Source organism: Roseiflexus sp. RS-1 (assembly GCF_000016665.1).
GTDB lineage: Bacteria > Chloroflexota > Chloroflexia > Chloroflexales > Roseiflexaceae > Roseiflexus.
The window spans coordinates 2,497,662-2,523,137 of the sequence record NC_009523.1 but is presented as its reverse complement, the minus strand read 5'-3'; the positions used below and the strand labels follow the sequence as shown (position 1 = coordinate 2,523,137).

General features: G+C 60.7%; 24 protein-coding genes. 10 read left to right on the top strand and 14 right to left on the bottom strand.

The window, feature by feature from the left end:
- The first annotated feature begins 20 nt into the window (after window positions 1-20).
- The gene (locus tag ROSERS_RS10515; protein WP_011956763.1) at window positions 21-950 is read left to right on the top strand and encodes a methylenetetrahydrofolate reductase; all 930 of its coding nucleotides are present in this window, start codon (window positions 21-23) and stop codon (window positions 948-950) included.
- A 6-nt stretch (window positions 951-956) separates the two neighbouring features.
- Window positions 957-2,366, top strand: coding sequence for an aspartate kinase (locus tag ROSERS_RS10510; protein ID WP_011956762.1), 1,410 nt, complete (start codon window positions 957-959; stop codon window positions 2,364-2,366).
- 19 nt (window positions 2,367-2,385) lie between these two features.
- Here the strand turns inward: ROSERS_RS10510 and ROSERS_RS10505 are convergent, their stop codons facing one another.
- Both ROSERS_RS10505 and rsmI read right to left on the bottom strand, forming a co-directional pair.
- A complete protein-coding gene (locus ROSERS_RS10505) occupies window positions 2,386-2,709 on the bottom strand; it encodes a hypothetical protein (RefSeq protein WP_157041032.1) in 324 nt (107 codons plus the stop codon).
- 903 nt (window positions 2,710-3,612) lie between these two features.
- On the bottom strand, window positions 3,613-4,314 hold the full coding sequence (gene rsmI, locus ROSERS_RS10500) for a 16S rRNA (cytidine(1402)-2'-O)-methyltransferase (RefSeq protein WP_011956760.1): 702 nt from the start codon (window positions 4,312-4,314) through the stop codon (window positions 3,613-3,615).
- Between the two features lie 159 nt (window positions 4,315-4,473).
- On the opposite strand from rsmI, the gene ROSERS_RS10495 reads away from it, so the two are divergent.
- Together ROSERS_RS10495 and ROSERS_RS10490 are read left to right on the top strand one after the other, a co-directional pair.
- Window positions 4,474-8,217, top strand: a complete 3,744-nt coding sequence (locus ROSERS_RS10495) for a PAS domain S-box protein (RefSeq protein ID WP_011956759.1) — start codon at window positions 4,474-4,476, stop codon at window positions 8,215-8,217.
- A 212-nt stretch (window positions 8,218-8,429) separates the two neighbouring features.
- On the top strand, window positions 8,430-9,581 hold the full coding sequence (locus ROSERS_RS10490) for an aminotransferase-like domain-containing protein (protein ID WP_011956758.1): 1,152 nt from the start codon (window positions 8,430-8,432) through the stop codon (window positions 9,579-9,581).
- A 36-nt stretch (window positions 9,582-9,617) separates the two neighbouring features.
- Here ROSERS_RS10490 and ROSERS_RS10485 read toward each other — a convergent pair whose 3' ends face one another.
- From ROSERS_RS10485 to ROSERS_RS10450, 7 genes are all read right to left on the bottom strand, one after another.
- The gene (locus ROSERS_RS10485; protein ID WP_011956757.1) at window positions 9,618-10,136 is read right to left on the bottom strand and encodes an HD domain-containing protein; all 519 of its coding nucleotides are present in this window, start codon (window positions 10,134-10,136) and stop codon (window positions 9,618-9,620) included.
- Between the two features lie 112 nt (window positions 10,137-10,248).
- Window positions 10,249-11,187: a methylmalonyl Co-A mutase-associated GTPase MeaB gene (meaB, locus tag ROSERS_RS10480; RefSeq protein WP_011956756.1), complete on the bottom strand. Its 939-nt coding sequence runs from the start codon at window positions 11,185-11,187 to the stop codon at window positions 10,249-10,251.
- A gap of 4 nt (window positions 11,188-11,191) precedes the next feature.
- On the bottom strand, window positions 11,192-11,596 hold the full coding sequence (locus ROSERS_RS10475; protein WP_011956755.1) for a cobalamin B12-binding domain-containing protein: 405 nt from the start codon (window positions 11,594-11,596) through the stop codon (window positions 11,192-11,194).
- Window positions 11,597-11,608: 12 nt separating this feature from the next.
- Window positions 11,609-12,595: a prephenate dehydrogenase gene (locus ROSERS_RS10470; protein ID WP_011956754.1), complete on the bottom strand. Its 987-nt coding sequence runs from the start codon at window positions 12,593-12,595 to the stop codon at window positions 11,609-11,611.
- Window positions 12,592-13,218 (bottom strand): hypothetical protein, encoded by a 627-nt coding sequence (locus ROSERS_RS10465; protein ID WP_011956753.1) that lies wholly within the window; start codon window positions 13,216-13,218, stop codon window positions 12,592-12,594. The genes ROSERS_RS10470 and ROSERS_RS10465 overlap by 4 nt, the downstream gene beginning before the upstream one ends.
- Complete coding sequence (locus ROSERS_RS24120; protein WP_083763288.1) at window positions 13,218-13,700, bottom strand: S1C family serine protease; 483 nt, start codon at window positions 13,698-13,700, stop codon at window positions 13,218-13,220. The genes ROSERS_RS10465 and ROSERS_RS24120 overlap by 1 nt, the downstream gene beginning before the upstream one ends.
- Window positions 13,701-13,801: 101 nt before the next feature.
- Window positions 13,802-15,100, bottom strand: a complete 1,299-nt coding sequence (locus tag ROSERS_RS10450; protein ID WP_011956752.1) for an MGDG synthase family glycosyltransferase — start codon at window positions 15,098-15,100, stop codon at window positions 13,802-13,804.
- 351 nt (window positions 15,101-15,451) lie between these two features.
- Here ROSERS_RS10450 and rpsB point away from each other — a divergent pair, with 351 nt between their 5' ends.
- The 6 genes from rpsB to ROSERS_RS10420 all read left to right on the top strand — a co-directional run bounded on the left by rpsB (window position 15,452) and on the right by ROSERS_RS10420 (window position 20,010).
- Complete coding sequence (gene rpsB, locus ROSERS_RS10445; protein WP_011956751.1) at window positions 15,452-16,240, top strand: 30S ribosomal protein S2; 789 nt, start codon at window positions 15,452-15,454, stop codon at window positions 16,238-16,240.
- Window positions 16,241-16,330: 90 nt separating this feature from the next.
- On the top strand, window positions 16,331-16,861 hold the full coding sequence (tsf, locus tag ROSERS_RS10440) for a translation elongation factor Ts (protein ID WP_011956750.1): 531 nt from the start codon (window positions 16,331-16,333) through the stop codon (window positions 16,859-16,861).
- 90 nt (window positions 16,862-16,951) lie between these two features.
- The gene (gene pyrH, locus ROSERS_RS10435) at window positions 16,952-17,683 is read left to right on the top strand and encodes a UMP kinase (protein WP_041333457.1); all 732 of its coding nucleotides are present in this window, start codon (window positions 16,952-16,954) and stop codon (window positions 17,681-17,683) included.
- Between the two features lie 93 nt (window positions 17,684-17,776).
- Window positions 17,777-18,334: a ribosome recycling factor gene (gene frr, locus ROSERS_RS10430; protein ID WP_011956748.1), complete on the top strand. Its 558-nt coding sequence runs from the start codon at window positions 17,777-17,779 to the stop codon at window positions 18,332-18,334.
- Between the two features lie 118 nt (window positions 18,335-18,452).
- Complete coding sequence (locus ROSERS_RS10425; RefSeq protein ID WP_011956747.1) at window positions 18,453-19,163, top strand: isoprenyl transferase; 711 nt, start codon at window positions 18,453-18,455, stop codon at window positions 19,161-19,163.
- A gap of 4 nt (window positions 19,164-19,167) precedes the next feature.
- Complete coding sequence (locus tag ROSERS_RS10420; protein ID WP_011956746.1) at window positions 19,168-20,010, top strand: phosphatidate cytidylyltransferase; 843 nt, start codon at window positions 19,168-19,170, stop codon at window positions 20,008-20,010.
- Here ROSERS_RS10420 and ROSERS_RS27385 read toward each other — a convergent pair.
- From ROSERS_RS27385 to ROSERS_RS10400, 5 genes are all read right to left on the bottom strand, one after another.
- The gene (locus tag ROSERS_RS27385) at window positions 19,926-20,183 is read right to left on the bottom strand and encodes a PIN domain-containing protein (RefSeq protein ID WP_083763287.1); all 258 of its coding nucleotides are present in this window, start codon (window positions 20,181-20,183) and stop codon (window positions 19,926-19,928) included. The two genes, ROSERS_RS10420 and ROSERS_RS27385, sit on opposite strands and share 85 nt — an antisense overlap.
- A complete protein-coding gene (locus ROSERS_RS10415; RefSeq protein ID WP_011956745.1) occupies window positions 20,173-20,400 on the bottom strand; it encodes a hypothetical protein in 228 nt (75 codons plus the stop codon). Before ROSERS_RS10415 ends, ROSERS_RS27385 begins: the two co-directional genes overlap by 11 nt.
- Before the next feature lie 841 nt (window positions 20,401-21,241).
- Entirely contained in the window at window positions 21,242-22,306 is a 1,065-nt protein-coding gene (locus tag ROSERS_RS10410) for a DUF2157 domain-containing protein (RefSeq protein WP_011956744.1), read from the bottom strand.
- Window positions 22,307-22,778: 472 nt separating this feature from the next.
- Entirely contained in the window at window positions 22,779-23,072 is a 294-nt protein-coding gene (locus ROSERS_RS10405; RefSeq protein WP_011956743.1) for a ribbon-helix-helix protein, CopG family, read from the bottom strand.
- Between the two features lie 63 nt (window positions 23,073-23,135).
- On the bottom strand, window positions 23,136-24,722 hold the full coding sequence (locus ROSERS_RS10400; RefSeq protein WP_011956742.1) for a CHAT domain-containing protein: 1,587 nt from the start codon (window positions 24,720-24,722) through the stop codon (window positions 23,136-23,138).
- Window positions 24,723-25,476 lie beyond the last annotated feature (754 nt).

Genomic DNA, 25,476 nt, shown 5'->3' with positions numbered 1-25,476 from the left:
TTTGTGTTAGAATACGCGCTATGAAGAGTTTCAGCGAATTCCAGCGGCGATTGCAGGCCGGTCATATCGTCGTAACCGGTGAGATCGCGCCCCCTCGCGGCGCTTCGCGCGCCACGGTCGAACGCCTGGCGCTTGGTCTGCGCGATGCGGTCGATGCCATCAATCTGACGGATAATCAGCGTGGTCTGGGGCGCATGTCGGCGCTTGGCGCTGGTATTATCATCCGCCAACTCGGGCTGGAGCCGATTGTGCAGATGACGTGCCAGCATCGTAACCGGATCGCACTCCAGGCGGATGTGTTGAGTGGCGCAGCATGCGGCATCACCAACTTCCTGGCGATGACCGGCGACCATCCCAAGATCGGCGACCATCCCGATGCCAAGAATGTGCTGGACCTCAATTCATTCCAGTTGCTCAAAATGCTGCGCACGATGCGTGATGAGGGGAAGTTCCAGTCAGGCGTTGCGCTGACCGAGGCGCCGCGCTTTTTCCTCGGCGGGGTCGCCAACCCGAATATCGAGCGCGTTGCCCGGCTCGAACGCAAGATCCAGTTCGGCGCAGAGTTCATCCAGACGCAGATCCTGTTCGACCTTGATCGCTTCCGCCAGTGGATGGCAGACGCGCGCGCCGCCGGGTTGCATCAAAAGGCGTATATTCTCGCCGGCATTATGGTGGTCAAATCGGCGCAATCGGCGCGCTTCCTGCGCGACCATCTGCCGGGTTCGCGCGTGCCCGAATGGGTGATTGAGCGGATGGAACGCGCCGCGCATCCCGAAGAAGAGGGGATCGCGATTGCCGCTGAACTTGCGCAGGAATTGCTCGCCATCGAAGGAGTGCGCGGCGTTCATATCATGTCGGTCGGATGGACGAAGGCTATTCCTCAGGTCGTTGCGCGCGCCGGATTGATCCCACGCCCGCCAGCGCCGCCAGCAGACGATGTTCAGGAATAATGCGCCATGGTTGTGATGAAATTCGGTGCAGTTGCGGTCAGTGACGCCAGCCGGGTTAATGATCTGGTGCGTATCGTCCGCCACGCTATCGACGAAGGCGAAGCGGTCGTGGTTGTATGTACCGCGATTGCGGACCTGACCAACCTGTTGATCGGCGCAGGACGCGCCGCAGCGCGCGGTAACCTTACTGCCGCCGAGCAGGCGCGCCGCGAATTGTGGCAACGCCACCGCACGCTCGCTGAACGCCTGGTAACCGATGACTGGGAACGCGAGACTCTCTACCGGGCATGGGCTGACCTGCTCAAATCGTTCGACCGGATTGTACGCGCGATTGCGACGCTCGGTGAACATTCGCCACGCAGCAGCGACGCCGTGGCTGCTATCGGCGAACGCTTCATCGGGTTATTGCTGGCAGTGGCGCTGCGGCGCGGCGGGGTTGCGGCGCAGTTGATCGATGGCGCCGAGTTAATCGTGACTGATGATCACTTTGGCAATGCACGCCCGCTACCGGAGGAAACCACTGCACGGGCCCGCGCACGCCTGCTGCCGTTGACCCAATCGCGGATCGTTCCAGTGGTGACCGGGTACATCGGCGCGACTCGCCAGAAGATAACCACGACGCTTGGGCGTGGCGGCGGCGATTATTCGGCAACGCTGATCGCCGCTGCGCTCGAAGCCGATGAAGTCGTGATCTGGACAGATGTGCCCGGCATTCTTACTGCCGATCCGAAACTGGTGCCCGAAGCACGCACACTGCCGGAACTGTCGTATATCGAAGCCACTGAGATCGCCACCCTTGGCGCGGAGGTGCTCCACCCACGCTCCCTGACTCCGCTCGCCAATCGCAACATTCCGCTGCACATCCGCAGCCTGGAACAACCCCACATTCCGGGCACGCGAATCGTTGCCGCACCGCACATCTCTTCTGACACAGCACGCACGATCATCTCGGCGCCGTCCATCAGTCTGATCGAGATCAGCATGAGTCCTCTGGCGGCAGCTGAACTTGGATGGGCGCCGGACCTGGCGGCGCGTATCCTGGCAGAATTGACCGGATGCGGCATCGAAGTGCTGACCTTCGCGCAGAGTTTCAGCGAACGAGGGTTGGTGCTGGCAGTGCGTGCCACCGATGCCGAGTATGCCTATGAGCGTATCGAAGCCTGCCTGCAACCAGAGCGGGACAGCAAGGCGCTGCGTGCGATCAGTTTGCGTGCGCCGGTGGCGCTGGTGGCGGTCATCAGTGCGCCGGAGAGTACACGTCTGGCGCCGCGCGCGCTGACAGCGCTGGCGCGGGTGCAGGGCACGGTGCTGGCGATGGTTCACGGCAACACCTCACGGCACCTGTCATTCATCGTGCCAGAAGAGGAATTGAGCGCCGTCGTGCGTGCCCTGCACCGTGAATTGATGGCGGGATAAACCGGAGCGATCAGTACCGCTACTTGCCGCCGGAGATCAATTCGTATGCCGCGCGACTCCGGTTCCAGCGCACCCCGACCGCCTGCGTGTACGGTTCGCCGCTACTGTTGACCGGCAGCGCCGCCACAACCGGCGGCTGATTTGTGTCGATCAGCAGCATCACAGCAACCGGGTTGTTCCATGCCTCACGCGACGATGGAAAACCAACCACGACGCGCCCCCCAGGCGCAACACCCGACCGGCTCATCGTTACCAGCGCCTGCGGTCGTCCGGCAGCGTCCGTCTGCACAATCACCGCTTCGCTGACGCTGCCGATATATGCGAGAAATATAGCAGTTCTCACTAAAGATTGGTCTTGTTGGACAGGGTTGAACACGCCAGCGAAAGCAGACGCCTTGTGCGCCATCTCTCCGTGTGCTCTGCGTCTCCGCATGCATCGGACCGGCTCACGCGGAGGCGCGGAGGCGCGGAGATGGGGAGCGCAGCGGAAGCGGGCGCCTTGTGCGACACAGCAGCCCCGGACAGGGGTCAACGCATCTGAGAACTGCGGGCGCGACTCCGCGCGTGCGGGCTGATGGAGATTGAGAAATACATCTGGTATACGCCCTTGCCGTGGGGCTGAAGCCCCCGGCTATGGAATGCAAAGCCCGCCTGCGCGGGCTATGGCGGATTATGTACTCAAAGACCATAAGCCCTCCCTGAGCGCGTGGAAGCCCCTGCAGGGCTGGCGTGTCCGTCACCCTTCCCTATGCCGGTTTAAGGGCAGACAGAACATTTGAGCAAAGACACGTTTTCTGGCATTGCAGTGCGCAATCTGCTATTCTGTCCACCCCTGCGCACCGCACTGGCAGGGGCGGGTTCCAAACTTGCCCACCATGGCGTTCTGATGCTGCCGGAAGTGTGCATCGCACATATTTTCTGTCCGCCCTTGAACCTATGCCGGGGGGTGCCGGGTTGATCCAGCCCGCAGGGCTTGCCCGACCTCAGCCAGGGCTTATGGAGATTGAGAATTTATTCCGCTATCCCGCGCTAGCCGTGGGGCTGAAGCCCTCGGCTAGCCAGGGCGAAGCCCGCCTGCGCGGGCTGTAGCGGATTATTTACTCAAAGACCATCAGCCCGCAGCGGGCGTCTTCGGTCATAAGTAGAAATTTATACCAGTTCTCAGATACGCTGACCCCTGTCTGGGACTGCTGTGTCACGCCAGACGCCTGCTTTCGGCGGAGCGTAGACCGCTGCCAGGCTCGTCTCATTCGTGATCATCCGTGTCTATCGACGCCGGGCGCGCGCCTGCTCCGGCGACCACCAGCACATACTCGCCCTGGACGCGCGCAGTTGCAAGATAGCCAAGCAGGTGAGACAGCGTACCGCGTTCGACGTGCTCGAACTTCTTGGTCAGATCGTTCGCCAGAGCCGCCGGTCGGTCGCCATACACTGCCAGCGCATCCTGCACGAGCGCCACAATGCGATAGGGGCTTTCGTAGAAGATCAGGGTATGGGGCGAATCGCGATCAACCTCGAGGAAGCGCCGTCGCGGACCGGGTTTGCGTGGCGGAAAGCCGCGGAACGTGAAACTATGCAGCGGCAAGCCGGAAAGAACAAGCGCCATGATCAGCGCCGTCGGTCCCGGAATCATGGTCACATCGATCCCCCCGGCAATCGCACTGCGCACCAGCGTGAAGCCGGGATCGGCGATGCCAGGAGTGCCGGCGTCACTGATGAGCGCAACCGTCTTCCCCTGACGCAGCAACCCGATCAGGCGTTCGCCCGCCTGACGTTCGTTGTGTTCGTGAAAGGAAACCAGCGGTTTATGAATATCGTAGTGCTGAAGCAGGATGCTGCTCTTGCGCGTATCTTCGCACGCAATAACATCTGCCGCGCGCAGCGTTTCCAGCGCGCGCAACGAAATATCGCTCAGGTTGCCGATCGGAGTAGCGACGATGTACAGCATCACCGGTATTGTACCCGACCTTGCCTGACTGTGCCACAATCACCTGATAGTGACAGAAACCGTTCAAACTCTGTGCTACAATGCAACAACATCAGGCATTCTCACAGCGTAACACTTGAAACAGCGCGTGGGAACGGCACAACGCCATCATGGTGAACTATGCCACCGGTCGCAGCACCGCAGGAACAGGGGCGTCTGGCAGACCATGACGCACACATCAGACGCACAGTTTTGTGTCAATCGGTCGAGTCGGCGCCGTGGCCCACACTCCTGATCGATTCTACTGACGCTATCGTGGCAGTGAGTCCGTCCACGCAGCACATCACGGGCGTGACCGGCGGCGCTCCTGCATATTCCATTCTACCCGACAGCGCCGACGAGCAAACTCGAACCCGCTTCGAGCAGACGCTTGAGTTCGCGCGCGCCAATCATCCCGGCGATCCCTTCGTGTTCCGGCGATCCGATTGCTCAGATATCGAAATCGAAGCGCTTCCAGTATCGATCAACGGCACGGGATGGCTCTCGGTCAACCTGTACCAGGTATCGCGCGCAGCAGTGCTGCAACGGTTGATCGCCTCGCTGCGTCAGCGCCTGCACCACCTGCACAGCGTGGCATCACTCCGCGACGTATGCACCCAGGTGAGCGCGTTGCTTCTCCCGGCAGGGATGGGGATCACGGTCTTTGAACACAGGCAGCCTGACGCATTGCCTGTCCCGCTCTATGCCACGCCTCCGCTCGATAAGGTCGCCTTTGATCAGGCAACGCTCGCGCTGATCGTCCAGCGACGTCTTCCTCTGTTTCTGTCTGATATTGCGCCCGAAACGCTCAACGACATCGCCCGCGCAACAGGTGTGCGCGGGCACATTGTTCTCCTGCTGCCGGAAACCGGCGACCGTCAGCACATTCTGCACCTGTGGGGAAGCAGCGTCGCGGCGGAAGAACAGGAACAACTGGAAACGATCGCCCTGCACCTGGCATCGCTCCTGGCGCATATCATCGAGCGTGAACAGGCTGCACACCGTCGGCGACGTCTCGATGCGCTCTCCGACGCCGCCCGGACGATCGTATCTCTCAGGTCGGTGGACGATGTCCTGTACGAAATCTGTCGTCAGGCGACTATGCTGCTCGACGTCGAGCAGGCTGGCATTTTTCTGCCGACCGACGACCCCGCCATGCTGGTATGCGCTATGACCGCTGGCGCTGCGGAACATCTCAAGGGCGAACCGATTCCGCTGGTTGGCAGCCTGGTGGGGCGGACCTTCCGTGAAGGCATCCCCCTGGCATTTACCAACGTCGAAGCCGAGCCGGACGTGTACCGTCCGTTCTGGGAAGCCCATCGGTTGTGCGCGGCGTTGTTTCAGCCATTGCACCATCGAGGGAGCGTCATCGGCGTGCTCAGCGTCGCGCGGCGCCTGCCTACATCCTTCGATGATGACGACCGGATGATCATTCACCGCTTTGCCGAACTCGCCACTGCCGCAGTCGCTAATGCGCAACTGCATCAGGCGCTGGCGCACTCGGAACAACATTACCGTCTGTTGTTCGAGCAGGCGGACGAACTGGTGCTGAGCCTCACACCCGATGGATACATTCGACGCTGTAATCGTTCTGCTCACGCAGTTCTCGGCGCAACCCCCGGAATGTCGTTGTTCGACCTGATCGATCCCGCTGAACAGCACGACATCCAGCAACGTCTGAACGAGGTGCGTCTGCATCAGCGCCTGCCCGCACCCTGGATATTCACAGCGCGCAGCCAGCAGGGGAAGGCGATTGTGCTGGAAACGACGGCGCAGGTGATCCAGATCGATGCACATATGATTGAGATCGACCTGATCTGCCGTGATATTACCGCGCGCCGCGCCGCCGAGCACGAATTACAACGGTTGAATCTGGAACTGACGACATTGCTTCGTATCAATCAGGAGTTGACGCGCCTGATCACCCTTGACGACGTGCTGGCTTCCGCACTGAACATCATTACCGGCGCAATGCGCCTGCGGAGTGCGGCGATTGTGCTGTACAATCCTGAAGGAGAACTGCACATACGCGCTATATCTGGTGCATCATCCCAGACGGCGCAATGCATTGATCGCCTGCTGGTTCATCTGTTCCCTGAAGAGCGGGAAGCCCTGGCAGGCAGCACGTCCCCTACCGTGATCGATATTGCAGCATTGCACGTGCAGACCCCTGACTTGCCCGCTCTGCAGCGTCTGCCGCCAGAGGTGGCATTCCTTGCGATTGTGCCGTTGCAGATCGAAGGAACAGTCATCGGGTTGCTCGAACTGCTCAGCGAGACAAAGCCATTCCAGGCGCATGACGTGCAACTGGCGGAGGCGATAGCGTTACAACTGGCACAGGCGATCCGGAATGCGCAGACCACCCAGGAGATGCGCGAAACGTCGCTGATGAATGCGCGCCTCTACCGCGAGGCGGAAGCGATGCGCGCCTACCTCGACGCAATCATTCAGAATGCGCCCGATGTGCTGATCGTGTGCCGACCCGACATGTCGATGCAACCGCTCAATCAGGAGCCGTTGACTCTGATCGGGTATCAGCGTCACGAACTTGCCGGTCAACCGCTGTTGCGCATTGTGCCGACCGATCAGCGGGCGACGCTGACGCGCGCATGGCTGGAGGTGCGACAGGGCGAATCGCAACGGTTCGAGATGAACCTGCTGCGCGCCGATGCCAGTTATTTCACCGCGCTGGTGTCGCTGGATCTGATCCCCGATTATGACGAAGTGCTGGTGGTCATCAAGGATGTGACCGAACTGCGCCGGCTGGAAGAACAGGTGCGTCAGCACGAAAAACTGGCGGCGCTCGGACGCCTGGTTGCTGGCGCAGCCCATGAGTTGAACAATCCACTGGCAGTGATCCTGGGGCTCTCGCAGTTGCAAATGGACGAGGATATTCCGCCGTCGATCCGCGCCGACCTGGAGCAGATCGAGCGGGCTGCGCGCCGCGCCGCAGCGATTGTTCATCAACTACGCGCCTTCGGGCAACCGCGTACACTGGAACCTGTTCCCATCGATCTCTCACTGGTTATCGATGATACGCTGCAACGCCTGGCTTCGCAGATCGCTGCCGGGCAGGTGATCGTGACGGTTGATCTTCCCCCCGATCTCCCAAACGTTCTTGGCGAACTGCATCAGATTGAGCAGGTGGTTTTCAATATTGCGCTGAATGCCATCCAGGCGCTTGCGTCACGTTTGCCCGACGAGCCGCGCCATCTGCGCTTCAGCGCCAGAGCCGAACAGGAAAGTGTTGTGCTTGCAATCGAAGACACCGGTCCCGGCATTGCGCCAGAACATCTGTCGCGCGTGTTCGAGCCATTCTTTACCACCCGCGACGTTGGACAGGGGATGGGGATGGGACTGGCAGTGGTCTACAGCATTGTTCAACAACACCGTGGCGAAGTATGGGTCGAGAGTCGTCAGGGGGTTGGAACGACGTTTTACGTCCGCCTGCCACGCGCCGACGATGACCCCGCAACTGCCAATCCGCCGACCATCGCACTTCCGCGTCATCTGTCGATCCTCCTGGTGGAAGATGACGATCTGGTGCGCACCATGGCGCAGCGCGCTCTGGAACGTCTCGAATGTCGCGTTGACGCGGTGAGTAGAGGTGAAGAAGCATTTGCGCGCGCACTTGCCGCAGATTACGATGTGGTGATGACCGATCTTCAGATGCCTGGCATGGATGGCGTCGAACTGTATGAACGTCTCCGTGCGCTCAGACCGTCGCTGCGCTGGTTGATCCTGACCGGCGACACCATGGGGGAACGCAGCAGCCTGTTTCTCGAACGTACCGGGCTGCCGGTGCTGCACAAACCGTTTACTCAGGATCAACTGATCGAGCGACTCGCCGAGAGCCTGCACCACAATCCTTCTTCCCCGTTATAATGGTGCGCCATATCGTATCTGTTCACACCTGGGGTAACACACGCGCCTGGGAGCGAGGGCGTCGCGTCTCCGAGGGCAAGAGGCCCTCGCTCCCAGGAGAAATGTGAACACTTCCCGCCATATCTCTCCGTCCCGGAGTTCTGGCGGGCGGGAAGGTCGCACCTCCTGGAAGCCCTTCGGGGCAGCGCAATACGTTCGGATAAGAGACACGTATGCTTCCTATCGTTCAACTCGTTCATCGACCCGGCATTCTCGATCTTGGTTGGGGGCACCCCGACCCCGCGGCATTACCGGTGGCAGCGCTCCGGCGCGCGACGGATGCGACGCTGACGCGCTACGGCGCCGATGCGCTGGCGTATGGCGCAGAGCGTGGACCTGGACCGCTGATTGAATGGATCTGCGCGCGCCTGGCGCACATCGATGCACGCCATCCCGACCCCACAGAGGTGCTGATTACATCGGGCGCATCGCAGGCGCTCGATCTCCTCTGTACGCTCATCGCTGCACCCGGCGATACGGTGCTGGTCGAATCGCCGACGTACCACCTGGCGGTGCGCATTCTGCGCGACCATCCATTACACCTGGTCGCCGTTCCATCCGATGCCGACGGTATCGATGTGGAAGCGCTGACGATCATCCTGAGGCAACTGGCGAAGCGCGGCAGACAGGCGCGTATGCTCTATTTCGTTCCCACCTATCACAACCCAACCGGCGTTTGCCTGAGCCTGGAACGCCGTAGGGCGCTGGCAATGATTGCCGCCGAGCATGGGTTCGTTCTGGTCGAGGACGATGTGTACCGCGAACTGAGTTACGATGCGCCTGCGCCGCCGTCGGTGTGGAGCATCGCACCACCGGGTGCAGTGGTGCGGATCGCATCGTTCTCGAAATCGCTGGCGCCAGGACTCCGCCTTGGTTACCTGACCGCCGATGCATCGTTGACCAGACGGTTAATCGGCAGCGGCTTACTGGACAGTGGCGGAGGAGTCAATCCATTCACAGCGCTCACCGTCGCCGAAGTGTGCGCTACGGGTGATTTTGAGGCGACAGTAACACAGTTGCGTGCGATGTATCGGGAGCGACGCGATGCACTGGCGCAGAGCCTGCGTATGTATCTGCCACCCGGATGCCGATTCACCGTGCCGGGCGGCGGATTCTTTCAGTGGGTGGAATTGCCGGAAGGGGTCGATGCGGCAACCCTGCTGCCACGCGCTGAACAGACAGGCGTCTCCTATCTTCCCGGATCACGCTTCTATCTCGATGCAGCGCGATCCAACACACTGCGTCTCTCATTCAGCCTGTATCCGCCGCACCAACTGACCGAAGCAGCGCGACGATTGGGAGAAGCGCTTGCAGCGATCAGGTGATGGACTTCGTGACCGAGGCGCAGAACCGCCCTGTTGCTACAGCAGACGCTGCGCGCGCCAGCGCCGGAACAGGCGGCGCCGTGTACGCTGGCGATAATAGGGGTCGGTTTCGCGCAGGCGACGGCGATTCATCAGGCTGCTGCCATCGATCAAGCCGACCAGAAACTGCTTGATATCCCCCAGTGATGCCGCTTTATCCGCCAGCACCAACACCCACGCCTCACGCGACGTCGGCGCCGGACCGAGCGGATACATATGACTCTCGATGGCTGCACACACAGCCGCATCTTCGCCTTTCTCCGCCGCCCAGCGCGCCGCTACACGCCCATGCGTCGTCAGAGTGCCAGCGCGTGAATTGATATCGTGGAGCAGCGCAGCGCGCACACAGGTGCGGACATCGGCGCGCAGCAGACGGCTCAGGTGGTACGACATGCGCACTGATCGAGTCAGGTGGTCGTGTTTGGGGATGCTGTGGTGCATATGGTGACGGGTTTCGACAACCTCCGGCAGGGTCAGAAGATCACGGATGTAGTCGAAGGCAGCGTGATGTTCCATGAGACTTCTTCCTGAAGCAGCAGTGTGCGACGGCTCCTCGAATAGACCTGTGGTTGTTCTATCACATCTGCGACGCGAATGGTATTCCCCAGGAGTACTGTTTTGGCGAACATTACGCCATCATTCTATCGAGCAGTTGATCGGCTGCAGCATACGGATCGATCATGCGAGACGCGATCTGTGCGACCAGCGTCTCCCAATCGGAGACCGGAACACGCGCCCGCGCCCGTTCGAGCACTGTCTCTTGCAGGATCAGGCGCAACTCACGTTCGGCGCGTTCCTGCTCGCGCCCGACGAACCGCCCGCTTTCGCGGAGATAGACGAGATGCTGTTCTGCCGCCGCAATAATCGACTCGATGCCTTCACCGCGGGTCGCCACCGCAGTCAACACCGGCGGCGTCCATCCATCGACGGGAAGATCGCTCAAACTGAGCATTGTGCGCAAATGGCGAACCGTCTGATCGGCGCCCTCGCGATCGGCTTTGTTGACCACCAGCAGATCGGCGATTTCGAGAATGCCAGCCTTGATCGCCTGAACATCATCGCCAGCGCCGGGGGTTTCGATGACAATCGTCGTATGGGCGGCAGCGGCGATCTCCACCTCACCCTGCCCGGCGCCAACCGTCTCCACCAGGATGACGTCGAAGCCAGCAGCATCGAGAAGCGCTACCGCATCACCGGTGGCGCGCGCAATACCGCCCAGACGTCCGCGACTCGCCATACTGCGGATGAACGTCCCTGGATCGCCGCTGAGCGCCTGCATGCGGATCCGGTCCCCCAAAATAGCGCCACGGGTGAAGGGCGACGTCGGATCGACCGCAATGATGCCAACCGTGCGACCGGCGCGCCGCCAGTGCGCAGCAAGCGCGGCGACCAGCGTCGATTTGCCGGCGCCGGGGGCGCCGGTCACGCCAATGATATGCGCACGACCGGTATGGGCGAAGAGCGCGCCGAGCAGCGCCCGCGCCTGTGGTCCTCCCGTCTCGACGAGGGTCAACGCCTGCGCAAGCGCCCGTCGGTTCCCGTTGAGCAGAGCCTGTGCCAGATCCACGCGATCAGGTCCTCGTTCTGCACCGTTCCTGAATGAAGCGCACGATCTCGTGCGTCGAGGCGCCGGGTCCGTACACCTCGGCGATACCGTGCTGATCTTTCAGCACCTGCGCATCCTCGTCGGAGATAATGCCGCCAGCCACCACCAGCACGTCGTGCATATCGTGTTCGCGCAGCAACTCCATCACCCGTGGCAGGAGCGTCATATGCGCACCGGAGAGGATCGAGAGACCGATCACATCGACATCTTCCTGAAGCGCCGCTTCGACGATCATCTGCGGCGTTTGTTGAATGCCGGTGTAGATTACCTCCATACCGGCATCGCGCAAAGCACGGGCGATCACCTTCGCCCCACGGTCGTGACCATCGAGACCTGGTTTTGCGATCAGCACGCGGATTGGGCGATCCATACAGCTATCCTGCTATGACTGCTTGCGTTGACGCGATCCCGGTCCCCAGCGCCCGAAGAGACCCGGTCGGTCGTATGCCATATCGATCATCGCATTGAATTCCTGCTCACCGGGGCGCATGTTAGGGCGCTCCGCCAGCCACTGATCACGCACGTCCTGCGCGTGGCGAAACCACTCCAGCAACCCTTCGCCATCACCTGCGGCAACCTGATCGCGCAGTTCCGTCAGGCGACGCGCCATCTCATCGAGCCAGCGCGCCAGCGCTTCTCGATTGGTCAGGCAAATATCACGATGCATCTCGGCGCTGCCCGATGCCAGACGGGTCACATCACGAAAACCGGTCGCCGCCAGTGGCGCCATCTCACGCCATCCGGGACTGCGACTCACCACATCCACCAGCGCCGTCGAAAGCATGAAGGGCAGATGCGAAACACCGGCCACATAAGCGTCGTGTTCGACCGGATCGATATAGTAGAGTTTGGCGCCGATCTGATCCACCATCGCCTCAACCAGGCGCACTGCCGTTTCGCGGGCGTTTTCCTGCGGTGCGAGACAGTAGATAGCATTGCGGAAGAGATCGGGCGAAGCAGCGGCAGGACCGGACTTTTCGCTTCCTGCCATCGGATGCCCGCCGATGAAATCAACGGTTGCGGGCAACAGTTCACGCGCCCAGGCGAGAACCTGCGCCTTGGTGCTCGCCACATCGGTGACCGTTGCTCCGGGGGGGAGCAGCGGCGCAAGATCGGCAAACACCTGACGGATCGTCTGCACCGGCGTTGCGACAATCACCAGATGCGCGTCACGCACTGCGTCTGCCAGCGTACGCGCCTCGCGATCAATAGCCAGACGTCCACGCGCCTCCGCCAGTGTACGCGGATCGAGATCGAAACCGGTGACCGTTATGGCGCCCAGCGGAGACTCGCGCTCAGGAGCGGAACGCAGCGCCATACCGAGTGATGCGCCGATCAAACCAACACCGATGATAGTAATCTGGATCATGGCTCAGGCTCGACAAACGACAGAAACAACAATTCAGCAACACCGATAATCAGCGCGATCAGCGCAACCGCAACCGGAGTAAGCGCCCGCAGACCCGCGAGTATCACCGTCAATGCCGCCAGCAACCCGATCTCATACGCCTGACGACGTGCACGCCGCCGATCATAGCGCCGCGCGCGCTGGTGGAAGATACGTTGCCCTGACGCATACAGCAGCGGCATTGCAATCGACGAAAAGAACCAGAACACAGCCAGCGCCATCACAGCATAGACTGGTGCATCCGGCGGCGAGAGCAACCATTCGACAGGCGGGGGCACAAATGCCAGCGTATAGAGCAATAAACCTGTGCCCAGCAGACCCTCGACACTCAAACCTGTCAGGTGAAACTGACGCTCGATCGGGACAAACGTCAGGAGCGCGGCGGACACAACTACCATATAATATACCATGCGTTCGGGCGCATCGTATGGCTGCTGCCGATCCACCACACCCCAGAGCAGCATCGCCAGCGCGCCTGCCCAGCAGAGACCGGCAAGCGCTGCCAGCAGCAGCACAACTCGCCGTGATCGGGGCGCAGGAGCAACGTCGGTCACCGGTACGTCTGACGAGTCAGAAAAGCGCATCACAGATCAGCCGGTTCTTCGCCACGGGCAGTGTAGTACACGCCAAGGTACGGCATCCTCGGATTGCCGGGAAACGCATTGAGCGCGACATTAACTGTTTGTTCTCCACGATCGCGGAGAAGGGTCAACCGAACGGTATCACCGGGGCGATAGCGCAAGAGTTGTTCGCGCAGGTCGCGCGCATCCTGCACGTAGACCCCCTCGATCGCGACAATCACATCACCGCGCGCAACCCCTGCGCGTGCCGCCGGACCGCTCCGGTCAAGGCGCGTCACCAGCACACCCAGATCGGGCAACACCGGCTGCACCGCAGCAGTCGCACTCAGTTCCAGACGGGCTTCGCGCCGCCCAATGTCGCGCCCGGCAACCCAACCGCCAACGCCAGCAAACACCCCACACCACATGCACAAAAGCGCTGTGGCAACTGTCCATCCTGCAATCCACCAGCGTCGATCCGATGATCTGCTTGAACCTTCGGTCATGCGGCTTCCAAAGACGTTTAGCAGGGAGTTATTAGAGTAACCGTCCCACCTTCAACCTTCACCCCCCAACCTTCAACCGTCCCTCCTTCAACATTCAACGTTCACCTTCGTCTCCCTGGCAACGGTCTCCGCCAGCGCACGAGTCCTCTCACCCGCGGCAGGCGCAGCCGCCGCACAATCGCACGCGGGCGCAGCATCCGTACAGAAGGGAGGCGGAAGCGTCGATACCGACGGACCGGCGGCTCAAGGTGCAACTGTTCAAGCAGAATAGATGCAATCTGCATCGCGCCATCGCGCGGAACGGCATCGACCAGGCGCGCAGCCGTCGCTGCATACGTTGACGGTTCCATCAACTCTGCCAGCACCGGCACAATCCGATCGATCGTCGGGCAAAACAGACCCAGTTCATGGTTCAGCACAAAATCGATATTGCCACGTTCCTGCATCCCAACCGCCTGCGTCACAATCACCGGACGGCGCATCACCAGCGCTTCCATCAGCGTGCCCGGACCCGCCTTCGAGATCACAATATCGCTCGCCGCCATCAACTCTTCCATATTCGTGACGAAGCCGAAGATATGCACATTCGGACCGAAACCACTCTTCTCGAGCCGTTCACGCAACGCACTGTTTCTGCCGGTCACTGCCAGCAACTGGATCTGTGGATACGCAGTATGGATATTGCGCACCAGTTGCTCCATATTGCCGGATCCAACCCCGCCGCTCGTCACCAGAACGGTAAACAACTCTGGCGAGAGGCCCAGGATCGTCTGCGCTTCATCGCGCGTCCGATGGTATGCCGCAAACTTCGGATGCACCGGGAACCCGGTGCGCATCAGTTTCTCTGGCGGCATTCCCAGACGCAGCATACGCTCGAACGCCTCATCGGTCGGCACAATGCACAATTCCGCGCTCGGGTCGGCCCATGATGCATGCAGGCTGACCAGGTCGGTCACAACGGTGATAAAGCGAAACGAGAGGCGATACGTGCGGCGCGCATTGCCAACCAGACGGTTAAGCAACGGATGCACCGAAACCACGAGCGTCGGGCGCACGGCTTCGAGCACACGCAAAATATTGCGATGCGCCGCCAGATAGACAACGCCGGTCAATGCATCGATACGCCGGCGACCGTCAGTCATGCGATAAAGGGCATCATAGAGCGGGAGCCAGCGCGTCGAGAGTTTATCGTAGACCACCGGGGCGTTCCGAACCACCGGCACGCCGGTGTGAGCGAAGATATCAATGATATATGTTTCGACTGCTTCGCCGACCTGCTGTTCAATCGCAGCGGCGATTGCCTGCGCTCCCGAGCGGTGACCGCCGCCGGTATCCGAGATCGCAAACAGAATGCGCGGCTTGCCGCCGGGCGCCACTGCTTCATGTGAAACATCGGGCATATCGCATACCGCGAGGCGCGCTCTTGACTCGAAAGAGACTCCGGCGCGCCACCTTCCCCCATCCGCCCCCCGTCGTTCAGGGCTGCCGGACAGATAACGCTTTCCCTGCACCTGTTTCGACGCCATCGTACCATACCGCCCCGTAATCTGCAAAATCGGGGCGGATTTGCCCGCCCCCTGCTTGTATGCTATACTACCAGACGGCGCGCTGAAGCGCGCTTCATTCCACACATCGCTCTATCGCCCGCCTCTCCTGCCGGTCAAACCGGTCGTGCGGCGCGTTCAGGAGCGGTGGAGGCATTCGTCAGGCAGGTGCAACCTGCCGATCTGAAAAACAAGGAGCACTCAGGCATGACCCAGGGAGCGCAGCGTCTCGTTTCGATGCGAGCACTGCTTGAGTCGGGAGCGCACTTCGGACACCAGACCAAGCGCTGGAATCCAAAGATGCGGCCGTACATCTTCACGGCGCGCAACGGCATTCACATCATCGATCTTCAGAAAACGATCACCGGTCTCACCGAAGCGTACCAGTTCATCGTTGAAACAGTCGCGGCAGGTCAGAAGGTGCTGTTCGTCGGCACCAAGAAGCAGGCGCAGGAAACCATCGCTGAAGAGGCGACGCGCGCGGGGCAGTTCTATGTCACCCAGCGCTGGCTCGGCGGCACACTGACCAACTTTGCCACCATGCGCAAGCGGTTGCGCTACCTGAACGATCTCGAGGATCAACGCGCACGGGGTGAGTTCAACAAACTGACCAAAGCCGAAGCGCTGAAGCTCGACGCGGAGATCGAAAAACTCAACAAGGTCTTCGGCGGTATGAAGACGATGGACCGGTTGCCAGGGGCGCTCTTCATCGTCGACCCGCACAAGGAAGCCCTCGCTGTCAAGGAAGCCAACAAAACCGGCATTCCAGTCGTGGCGATGGTCGATACCAACTGCGACCCCGACCTGATTGATTATGTCATTCCGTGCAACGACGATGCGATCCGCAGCATTCGTCTGATTGCCGCGAAAATCGCCGACGCCGCCATCGAAGGTCAGAATCGACGCGAGTCGCTTCAGGCCGACGTGCACGGCGCCGGCTATGAGCAGGAGATGACGGCTCAGTTGATCGCCAGGGAAGCTGAGGCGGTCGAGTAAAGCGGTGGTACAGAGGGGCAAGGAAGACTGAAGGCAGCAGTGCAGCCTTCGCTCTTCCCTGTTTTTATGTCAGAGAGATAAGGAGTCATCGTGGCTGAAATCACTGCGCAAATGGTGAAGGAACTGCGCGAGCGCACCGGCGCTGGCGTTAAGGAGTGCAAGGATATTCTCGAACAAACCAACGGCGACATCGAGAAGGCTATCGAAGAACTGCGCAAGCGCGGGTTGCGCGTGAGCGATAAAGTCGCCGGTCGTGAAGCGAAAGAAGGACGCATCGAAGTGTACATCCACCACGGCGCGCGCGTCGCGGCAATGGTCGAACTGAACTGCGAAACCGACTTCGTTGCCCGCACCGATGACTTTATCCAGCTGGCGCGCGATATTGCCATGCAGGTCGCGGCGATGAATCCACGCTACCTGCGCCCCGAAGAGGTCCCCGAGAGCGAGATCGCCGCCAGCGGTCTGTCGCCCGATAAGTTCTATCAGGAACATGTCCTGCTGAAGCAGGTGTTCATCAAAGACTCGTCGCAGACGATCGAGGAAAAAATCCAGGCGGCGATAGCCAGAATTCGTGAGAATATCGTCGTGCGCCGCTTTGTCCGGTATGAAATTGGCGGCTAAGCCAGAAGCGGCGCCGCCAGACGACGACTGCGTGCGCTGAGCGTATGCAGTCGTCGATATGACTGGGTGCGCCCGATGTGTGGAGGCGTCATGGCTGAACCTCGATATCGCCGCATCCTGCTGAAACTCAGCGGCGAAGCGCTTGCCGGCAAGGGCACGCACTCGATCGATCCGAACATGCTCGATTACTATGCCGAAGAAATCGAGCGCGTCCACCGCCATGGCGTGCAGGTCGCCGTTGTGCTGGGCGGCGGAAATATCTGGCGCGGCAATCAGGCGATTGCCCGCGGGATGGACGCAGCACAGTCGCACTATATGGGGATGCTGGCGACGATCATTAATGCACTGGCGCTTCAGGACGCATTGGAGCGCCGGGGTATCTTTACACGCGCGATGACCGCCATTAAAATGGACGAGGTCGCCGAACCGTACATCCGCCGCCGCGCGACGCGCCACCTCGAAAAGGGTCGGGTTATCATTCTTGCTGCCGGAACAGGCAATCCCTACTTTACGACCGATAGCGCGGCGGCGCTGCGTGCGGCTGAGGTTCATGCCGAGGTCATCCTGATGGCGAAAAATGGCGTCGATGGCGTCTACAGCGCTGATCCGCGTCGCTACCCGGACGCAAAACGCTTCGAGTATATCAGTTATATGGAAGCGCTGAGCCGTGGGCTTACGGTGATGGATAGCACGGCGCTGACGTTCTGTATGGACAATAATATTCCGATCATTGTGTTCGATCCGCTGACGCCCGGAAATATCGAGCGGATCGTCATGGGGGAGCATGTCGGGACGCTGGTCAGCAGTCATCCGTCCCAGTAACCCCGGCAGATGGGCAGTGAGGTCAGGCAACGGCAGTGGAACGACGCATCTGCGTGCGCCATTCCTGCCGCGTAGAAGGAAACGAGGGAACGTATGGTCAATGATGTCCTGCGTGAGGCTGAGAGTCGGATGAAGAAAGCGACGGAAGCGCTGCGTAACCATCTGGCGACCATTCGCACCGGGCGGGCGTCGCCAGCGCTGGTGGAGCATCTGCATGTCGAAGCGTATGGCGCGACCCTGCCGCTGAATCAACTCGCCACCATTACTGTACCCGAACCGCGTTTGCTGGTGATCCAGCCGTTCGATGCAAATACCGTCAAGGCGATTTCCAAGGCGATTATGAACTCCGAACTCGGCATTACACCAACCGATGATGGTCGGGTCATTCGCCTGGCAATCCCGCAACTGACGGAAGCGCGTCGCAAGGAATTAACGAAACTGGTGCGCGCGCGCGTCGAGGAGTCGAAAATTGCGCTGCGCAATATTCGGCGCGAGGCGCTTGAAGATTTGCGTGACCTGGAGCACGAGAAGATGATCTCGGAGGATGAACATCGTCGCGCCCAGGAAAAGTTACAGGAATTGACCGATCGCTTCGTTCGGGAACTTGATCACATCGGCGCGACTAAAGAAGCCGAAGTGATGGAAATCTGATCAGCGCGCTCCCTGACCGGGCAGCGCATCCATCATCCAACCCCTTATGCTGTCGATGGTCACGCCTGCGCCGCTGATGTCGTTGGATTATTGGATTTCGTGATAGGATACTGGTGCCATGTCGCAGCGCGCACGCGTTCCCCGGCATATTGCTATCATCATGGATGGGAATGGTCGCTGGGCGCGTCAGCGCCATTTGCCGCGCCTTGCCGGTCATCGCGCCGGCACGGAGAATATTCGCCGCATTGTGACTGAGTGTGCGGAGCAGGGGGTGCAGTATCTGACCCTGTATGCCTTCTCGACCGAAAACTGGTCACGACCATCGGCGGAGGTCGATGGCTTGATGCGCATTTTGAGCGATTTCATCGACCGCGAGACGATCAATCTGCACCGCGAAGGGGCGCGCCTGCGCCACCTCGGGCGCCTGGAGAATATTTCCGCTGAACTTCGTCAGAAGATTCTTGATGCTATCGAATTGACGCGCCACAATACCCGGATTACGCTGGCGGTCGCCTTCAACTATGGCGGGCGCGCCGATATTGTCGATGCGGTGCGTGAATTGATCGCGCTCGGCGTGAAACCGGAAGATGTGACCGAAGCAGTGATCAGCGATCATCTCTCGACCCGCGGGATGCCCGACCCCGACCTGATCATTCGCACCAGTGGCGAATGGCGCCTCTCGAACTTCCTGATCTGGCAGGCAGCCTACAGCGAATACTGGACTACGCCGGTCTACTGGCCCGATTTCAGCCCTGAACATCTCCGTCAGGCAATTTATGACTATGGACAACGCGAACGCCGCTTCGGCGGACTCTCAGAGGAATCCTAGCGCGTTGATCCAGCGTGTGCTGAGTGCGGTGGTTCTGCTGCCGCTCGTGGTTGTCTGTGTGTGGTGGAGCTTCTGGTCCTTCACCCTGCTGTTGGTTGCTGCTGCTGCTCTCGGCTTGAGTGAATTGTACGCGGCATTCAGTCGCGGCGGGTATCAGGCGCAGACTGCGCCCGGCATGGGTGCAGCCGCCATCTTGATCGGCGTATCGATCATCAGGGCGCTCACCGCTCTCGATCTGACAGCGCCCGCCCTGGCGCTGATCGTGATGGTCAGCCTGGCGATGTTCGCGCCGCGTCATGCGCAGCACGGCGTTGTGGCTGAATGGGCGTTGACGATCAGCGGTGCGATCTATATCGGCGGTCTCCTTGGGTTCCTGGTATTGATGCGGGCGCTGGAAACGCCGCTGCGCGACGGATTGCTGGCGCCGCTTCAGCCGCAACCCGGCGCGGCCTGGATTGCGCTGGTGTTGATGACGACCTGGGGGCAGGATGTGTTCGCATATTTTGTCGGCAAACGCTGGGGACGCCGGCGGATGGCGCCCTCACTCAGCCCGCGCAAGACGTGGGAGGGCGCGGCTGGCGGCATGGTCGGCGCGCTTGCTGGCGCATTTGTGGCACTGGCACTGTTCGGGTTGCCGCTCTCGCTCTGGGCGACGACGTTGATCGGCATCGCGGCGGGGATCGTCGGTCCTATCGGCGATCTCTCCGAGTCGTTCATCAAGCGCCAGGCTGGTTTGAAAGACGCCGGTACGCTGATCCCCGGTCACGGCGGCGTCCTGGATCGGATCGATAGTCTGCTGTTCACAGCGCCAACGGTGTATATGCTGGCGCTGCTGCTGGCGGGGTGAGGGTGGTGAGAATGAGAGGTTATCTGCGACTTCCACGCCCCATAGTACAGCTCTCCTATCGCAATACTGGGGATGAAAACTTCACTCGCCTGAGCTAACTTCTCTTTGACTGCTGTCTCATTGGCGAACAAGGCGATCAGGATGCTGGTGTCCAGGAGGTATCTACCACTCATCGGTATCCACCTGTTCGCATCCTTGCTCTATTGCTTTTTGCATCAACTCAACATCACTGCGAGGAATTGCCCCGGCAAACTGTAACAACTCTCTCCCTGCCACACCGCGCGGCGCAGCAAGCGCCAGAGCACGAGTGAATGCTAACACCTGACGCTGTAAGTCATACGGCAGAGATTGCAATTGTTCTATCACTTTTTCTATAATTCTGGCACTCATCTCTTTTACCGATTATCAGTTCTTATGTTTCCACACTCACACCAGACCTGAACGGGTTGCGGCGCTTCGGTGACTATTGTACCTCTTCCCATCGTCAGGCGCAACGCAGCGACCCGGCTTCCTTTTTGTGTACGTGTTCACATTTCTCCTGGGAGCGAGGGCATCTTGCCCTCGACCGCTCCGCGAGCGCGGGACGCCCTCGCGCCATGGCAGCCAGCGCGGATGGTGAACGAACACGTCCCTGCTGCCTGACCCGCCCCGCGCCTGCACGTTGACCGCAATTCATTTCGGTCGCCCCGCTTCCGCCCCTGCCCCGCTGCTTCCGCCAACCCATGCCGAAATGAATTGCGACGAACCCTTCCGCGCCAATCCCGTGCGCCTTTGCCCCTCATCCCCCCAACCCCCTTCTCCCACAAGGGGAGAAGGGGGTGTTTGGGCATCCTGATGCCTGAAACAAGAGATGGCGCGCAGGGGCTTCCCAAAAAACCTGCACCTGTCAGGTCTCCGCCCCCGCCCCGCACCGGTACGTTGACCGCAATTATGGAGATTGAGAATTTAACCCCGTATGCGCCCTTTGCCGTCGGGCTGAAGCCCCCGGCGATGCAAGGCGAAGCCCGCCGGCGCGGGCTGTAGCGGATTATTTATTCAAAGACCATAAGCCCCCGGCTATGCAAGGCGAAGCCCGCCAGCGCGTTACGCGAACTCCAACGGCGACCCTCTCGACCATCGGTTATCGGCTATCGGCTATCAGTTATCGGCTATCGGCTATCAGTTATCGGCTATCAGTTATCGGCTATCCAGGGCGAAGCCCGCCTGCACGGGCTACATCAGCACGAACATTTCACCGCTCTGCCGCCACTCGATAACGCGCTAACTGATTTTCTAACCAGGAACGAAGATATTTCTGGTATCCCACCGCCGTCAGAACGATCAGGAGACCGATAACGCCAAGCGCGAATACAAACCCCAACGCCCCTTGAAAAACCTGGAAAGCCAGGTAACTCAGGTAACTGTAACAGCCAATAGCGCCGAACACCAGAAACACGCGGCGTTGAAGCCATACGCTGGCAACAACGAATGATATATAGACGGCCAGATAGACGATGCCGAGAAAACCTTCTCGATTCAATGTCAGAGCGGATAGATGGCTCAGGACGATGATGTGTCCAAAGAGATAAAACCAGAAACTGTAATCCTGCTTTGTCCTGCGTTGGAGCCAGACTCCAAGTCCTAACATTCCCACGCCGATCGTTGTGCTTACAATCTGCTCGCGATCCGACCAGGTCCAATAATCGCTCCGTGAAACCCAGCGGGTGATGTCCATCGACAGGAACCAGGTCCAAAAGGCGATCAGCAAGGAGATCAACGTAAAACGAACGCGCCAGATGACGATGACCGCTACCCCGATACTGATTAATTCAAGCAGAATCCAGGTTTGTGCCACAATCCGGTAAAATTCCATATAAGCATACGTCTGGTCATCAGGCCATATGCCGAGTGCGCGTTGCACGGTAAAAACGAACAAAGGCACGATTCCTGTACCGGCAAAAATCAGCAATCCACCGGCGATGCGAAAGCCGCTTCGTTGGAGAACATAGCCAATAGCCCACAGAACAACGATAGTAAAAAGAGAAATGGCAATCTGACCGGTAAACTCTAACGACTCCCATTGCAGGCCCATGAAAATTGTGTAAGCCAGGAGAATCATAAAGCCGCCGAAGTAATAGGCGAGAGAGACGAAATTCAGCCCCTTGCGCTGTTCCGGGCCAGCCTTTGCCTGCTCTGCTACGGGCCCGGCGGCTTCGATGTGTGACCGTATGTTTGTCAGTTGCTCAGGAGTGATTAAGCCTTTCTCTACCCACTGCTCCAGGTCAGCCAGCGTGAAATGCACTGGAGTGGTTGGCATAGAGCCTCCCTTAAGGTGATCGTCCGACGATGTACGGCTGAGCCGCAGCGCCGGAGCGAGCGCAGTACGTAAAGCGGATTGGCTTTGAATGCCTGGATGAGCGCCTTTAGCCGGTCAATTCGCGTGCGCGATGTGGTGTTGCCAGTCACGCACCCCTGTATCGCAGGAGTTACGCCGGGTGTCACCCTGTCCGGGTGGTTTGTCGTGATGGGGGGTTCCGCCCTGCCGCGCCATTGCCTGCAGTTGCTGTGCTGTTGCGATGTGCCGCCTGTGCCTTATCAGGCTTGAACGGGTTGCGGCTCTCTGACGATCATTGTACCTCTTTCCGTTGCCAGGCGCAACGCGACAACGCGGCTTACTTTCTCTTTTGCGTCCATTGCCTGCACCTGCGACTGCCCGGTTGTGCTGTCCAGGGATTTGAGCATGAGCCGCCTGCAAAGCGCGGCGGAGCAGCGTCGGGCGCAGGCGCGGGTCAGACGCTGTGCGGCTTTTTTTCGACCAGATCCCCCGTCACATACTGATGCACAATGGTAGCAATCAGTGCCTGATATGACATCCCTCTGGCAGCCGCCTTCTCGCGGATGGCGTTGAGATCCTCTTGCGGGAGCGTGATGCTGATCAATCCTATTGCTTCAAAGGTGGCGACAGCATAGGATTGATATTGGCGCAAGTTCTCCTGGAACGTTGGTACAGATCGCCATTCGTCTCGCTCGTATGAATCTACGAGTTCCTGCTCTTCTGGTTCTAATTTCGCTTCATGGTTCATTGTCTTCATTTCCCCAAATACTTCCTGGTTGCCTTGCGACTATCATTCGATTGCCTGTCACTATCACCCGCGCCAGCCCGCCGCCAGCAGCGGAACCTCCGCATCCAGCGGCGCAATCAGCTTCAGCCGGATCAGCCCCTGAGCGAAGGCCGCTTCAATCGGAGTGTCCTCGCGCGCGGCGAGGGCTTCATAGAACCCCCCGGCAAAGGCGATCGCGGCATCGACGCTGACCTGGCCACGCATGGCGATCAGGTACGGCTCGCCGCTGCCGGTTGCACTCGCGGCATAGGCCGAGTCGCAGGCGCTGAGCAGGACGCAGCGGAGGCCAGGCGTGGCGCGCACCATTTCCGCCAGCAGCGGGTAAGGGAGTTTCCAGCCACGCCCGCCCTCGCCGTCATCGAGCAGGATGCCATCAACTGCGCCATGGGCGAAGAGATGCAGATAGCGCGGGCGAAACTGCACCAGCGCGCGCTGCACGTCTTCCGGCGTCGCCAGCGGCACAACGTCGAGACGGAAGCGGTCGGGGTAGGGCGCAAGCGCCTTGCCCAGCGCGCGCACATCGCGTTCCCAGTGCAGCAGCGCGCTGCCGGGCGGCGCAGCATACACCGCCAGCACCGTCGCCGGTTCAACGCGCGCCACAGGTTGAGGCGCGTTGTTGAGCACGGTGGCATTACCGCCGCCTTCGGCGTGCGCCGAACCGCTGTAGATGCGACGTGCCTTTGCCGGTGGCGGTGCAACGCTGCCGCCCTGGTTCTCCACCCGCGCATCACCGCCGCCTTCGGCATGCGCCGAACGCTGGTAGAGCCGGTCGGCATCAGGCAGCGCGGACGGCGCCGCTTCGCCCGCTCCCTGATTGCGAACGCTGGCAGCGCCGCCTTCGGCGTGCGCCGAGTCCAGGTACACCCGCGTATCTCCCGGCAGCGTGTCGCCGACCGGCATGAAGCCGTACCGATCCTGCAACGTTACAATATCGAGCGCGTACAGGAAGGCGCGCTGCGCTGCGCCGGGGGTCGCGCCGGCGGGCGCGATGTGGGCATTGAGGTATTCCTCGCCGGCCCGCACGGCGCGATCAAACGACATGCACCCATCGCGCCGTTCGCGCCCGCGCCCTTCGGGATACTCCCGGCTCAGACCGGCCCCGGCAGCGAAACCGGTACACTCGACCGGCAGATAGAGCCGGGGAACCTGGTCGCGCAGTGCGTCGAAACTGGCGAGCATGCCTCGCTCGAACGCCGGCATGCCTTCGCCATGCGGTTGTTGGAGCGTTCGTCCGGTCGTAACAGCAACAAACGCATGCCCCTCCAGCACAATCAGCAGCGGCGCCAGGTCGTGCGCCAGGCAGACGGCGCAGAAGAGGAGCGAGAGGTCGAGACACGTACCGCGCTTCTCAGTCAGAGTCGTGTCGATGGTGCGGATCGGCTGGCGCACCGCCATCGCCGGGGCGGGCGGCTCAACATCACAGGTGATGCCCTGGTCGCGCAGCAGATTGTAGAGTTCGCGCAGCAGCGCCTCGACGCCCTCCTGGTGCAGCAGGTCGAGGCGGTTGATCTCCGGCGGCAGGCGCAACGCAGGCGGAACCGTGCGCGGGATGAAGCGCGCCAGCGCGCGCGGTTCGACTTTGAGGTCATGGGAGCGTGGCATCTCAGGCATCGCTTCTCGTTTGTCTCGATGTTTCCGTGAGCAATACGTTTTCCGGAGATCGTGCGGGCTGATGGAGATTGAGAAATAAATCCGCTATCCCGCACCAGCCGTGGGGCTGAAGCCCTCGGCTATCCAGGGCGAAGCCCGCCTGCGCGGGCTGACGCACGCCGTCGGGCTAAAGCCCCCGGCTAGGCGAGGCAAAGCCCGCCTGCGCGGGCTGGATAAAGACTATAAGCCCTCGCTGAGCGCCGGGAAGCCCCGGCGGGGCTAGGGCGTCGAGTCCTGGGGGCGCGGGCGTCCTCGCCCGCCTGCGCGCCGGAGGCGCGCGCACCCATTTATGGAGATTGAGCATTTATTCCGCTATCCCGCGCTAGCCGTCGGGCTGATGGAGATTGAGAAATACATCCGGTATGCGCCCTTGCCGTGGGGCTGAAGCCCTCGGCTATGGAATGCAAAGCCCGCCTGCGCGGGCTATGGCGGATTATTTCCTCAAAGACCATAAGCCCTCGGCTAGACAAGGCGAAGCCCGCCTGCGCGGGCTGGATAAAGACCATAAGCCCTCGCTGAGCGCCTGGAAGCCCCGGCGGGGCTATGGCGTCGAGTCCTGGGGGCGCGGGCGTCCTCGCCCGACTGCGCGCCGGAGGCGCGCGCACCCATTTATGGAGATTGAGCATTTATTCCGCTATCCCGCGCATGCCGTCGGGCTAAAGCCCTCGGCTCGCCAGGGCGACGCCCGCCTGCGCGGGCTGACGCATGCCGTCGG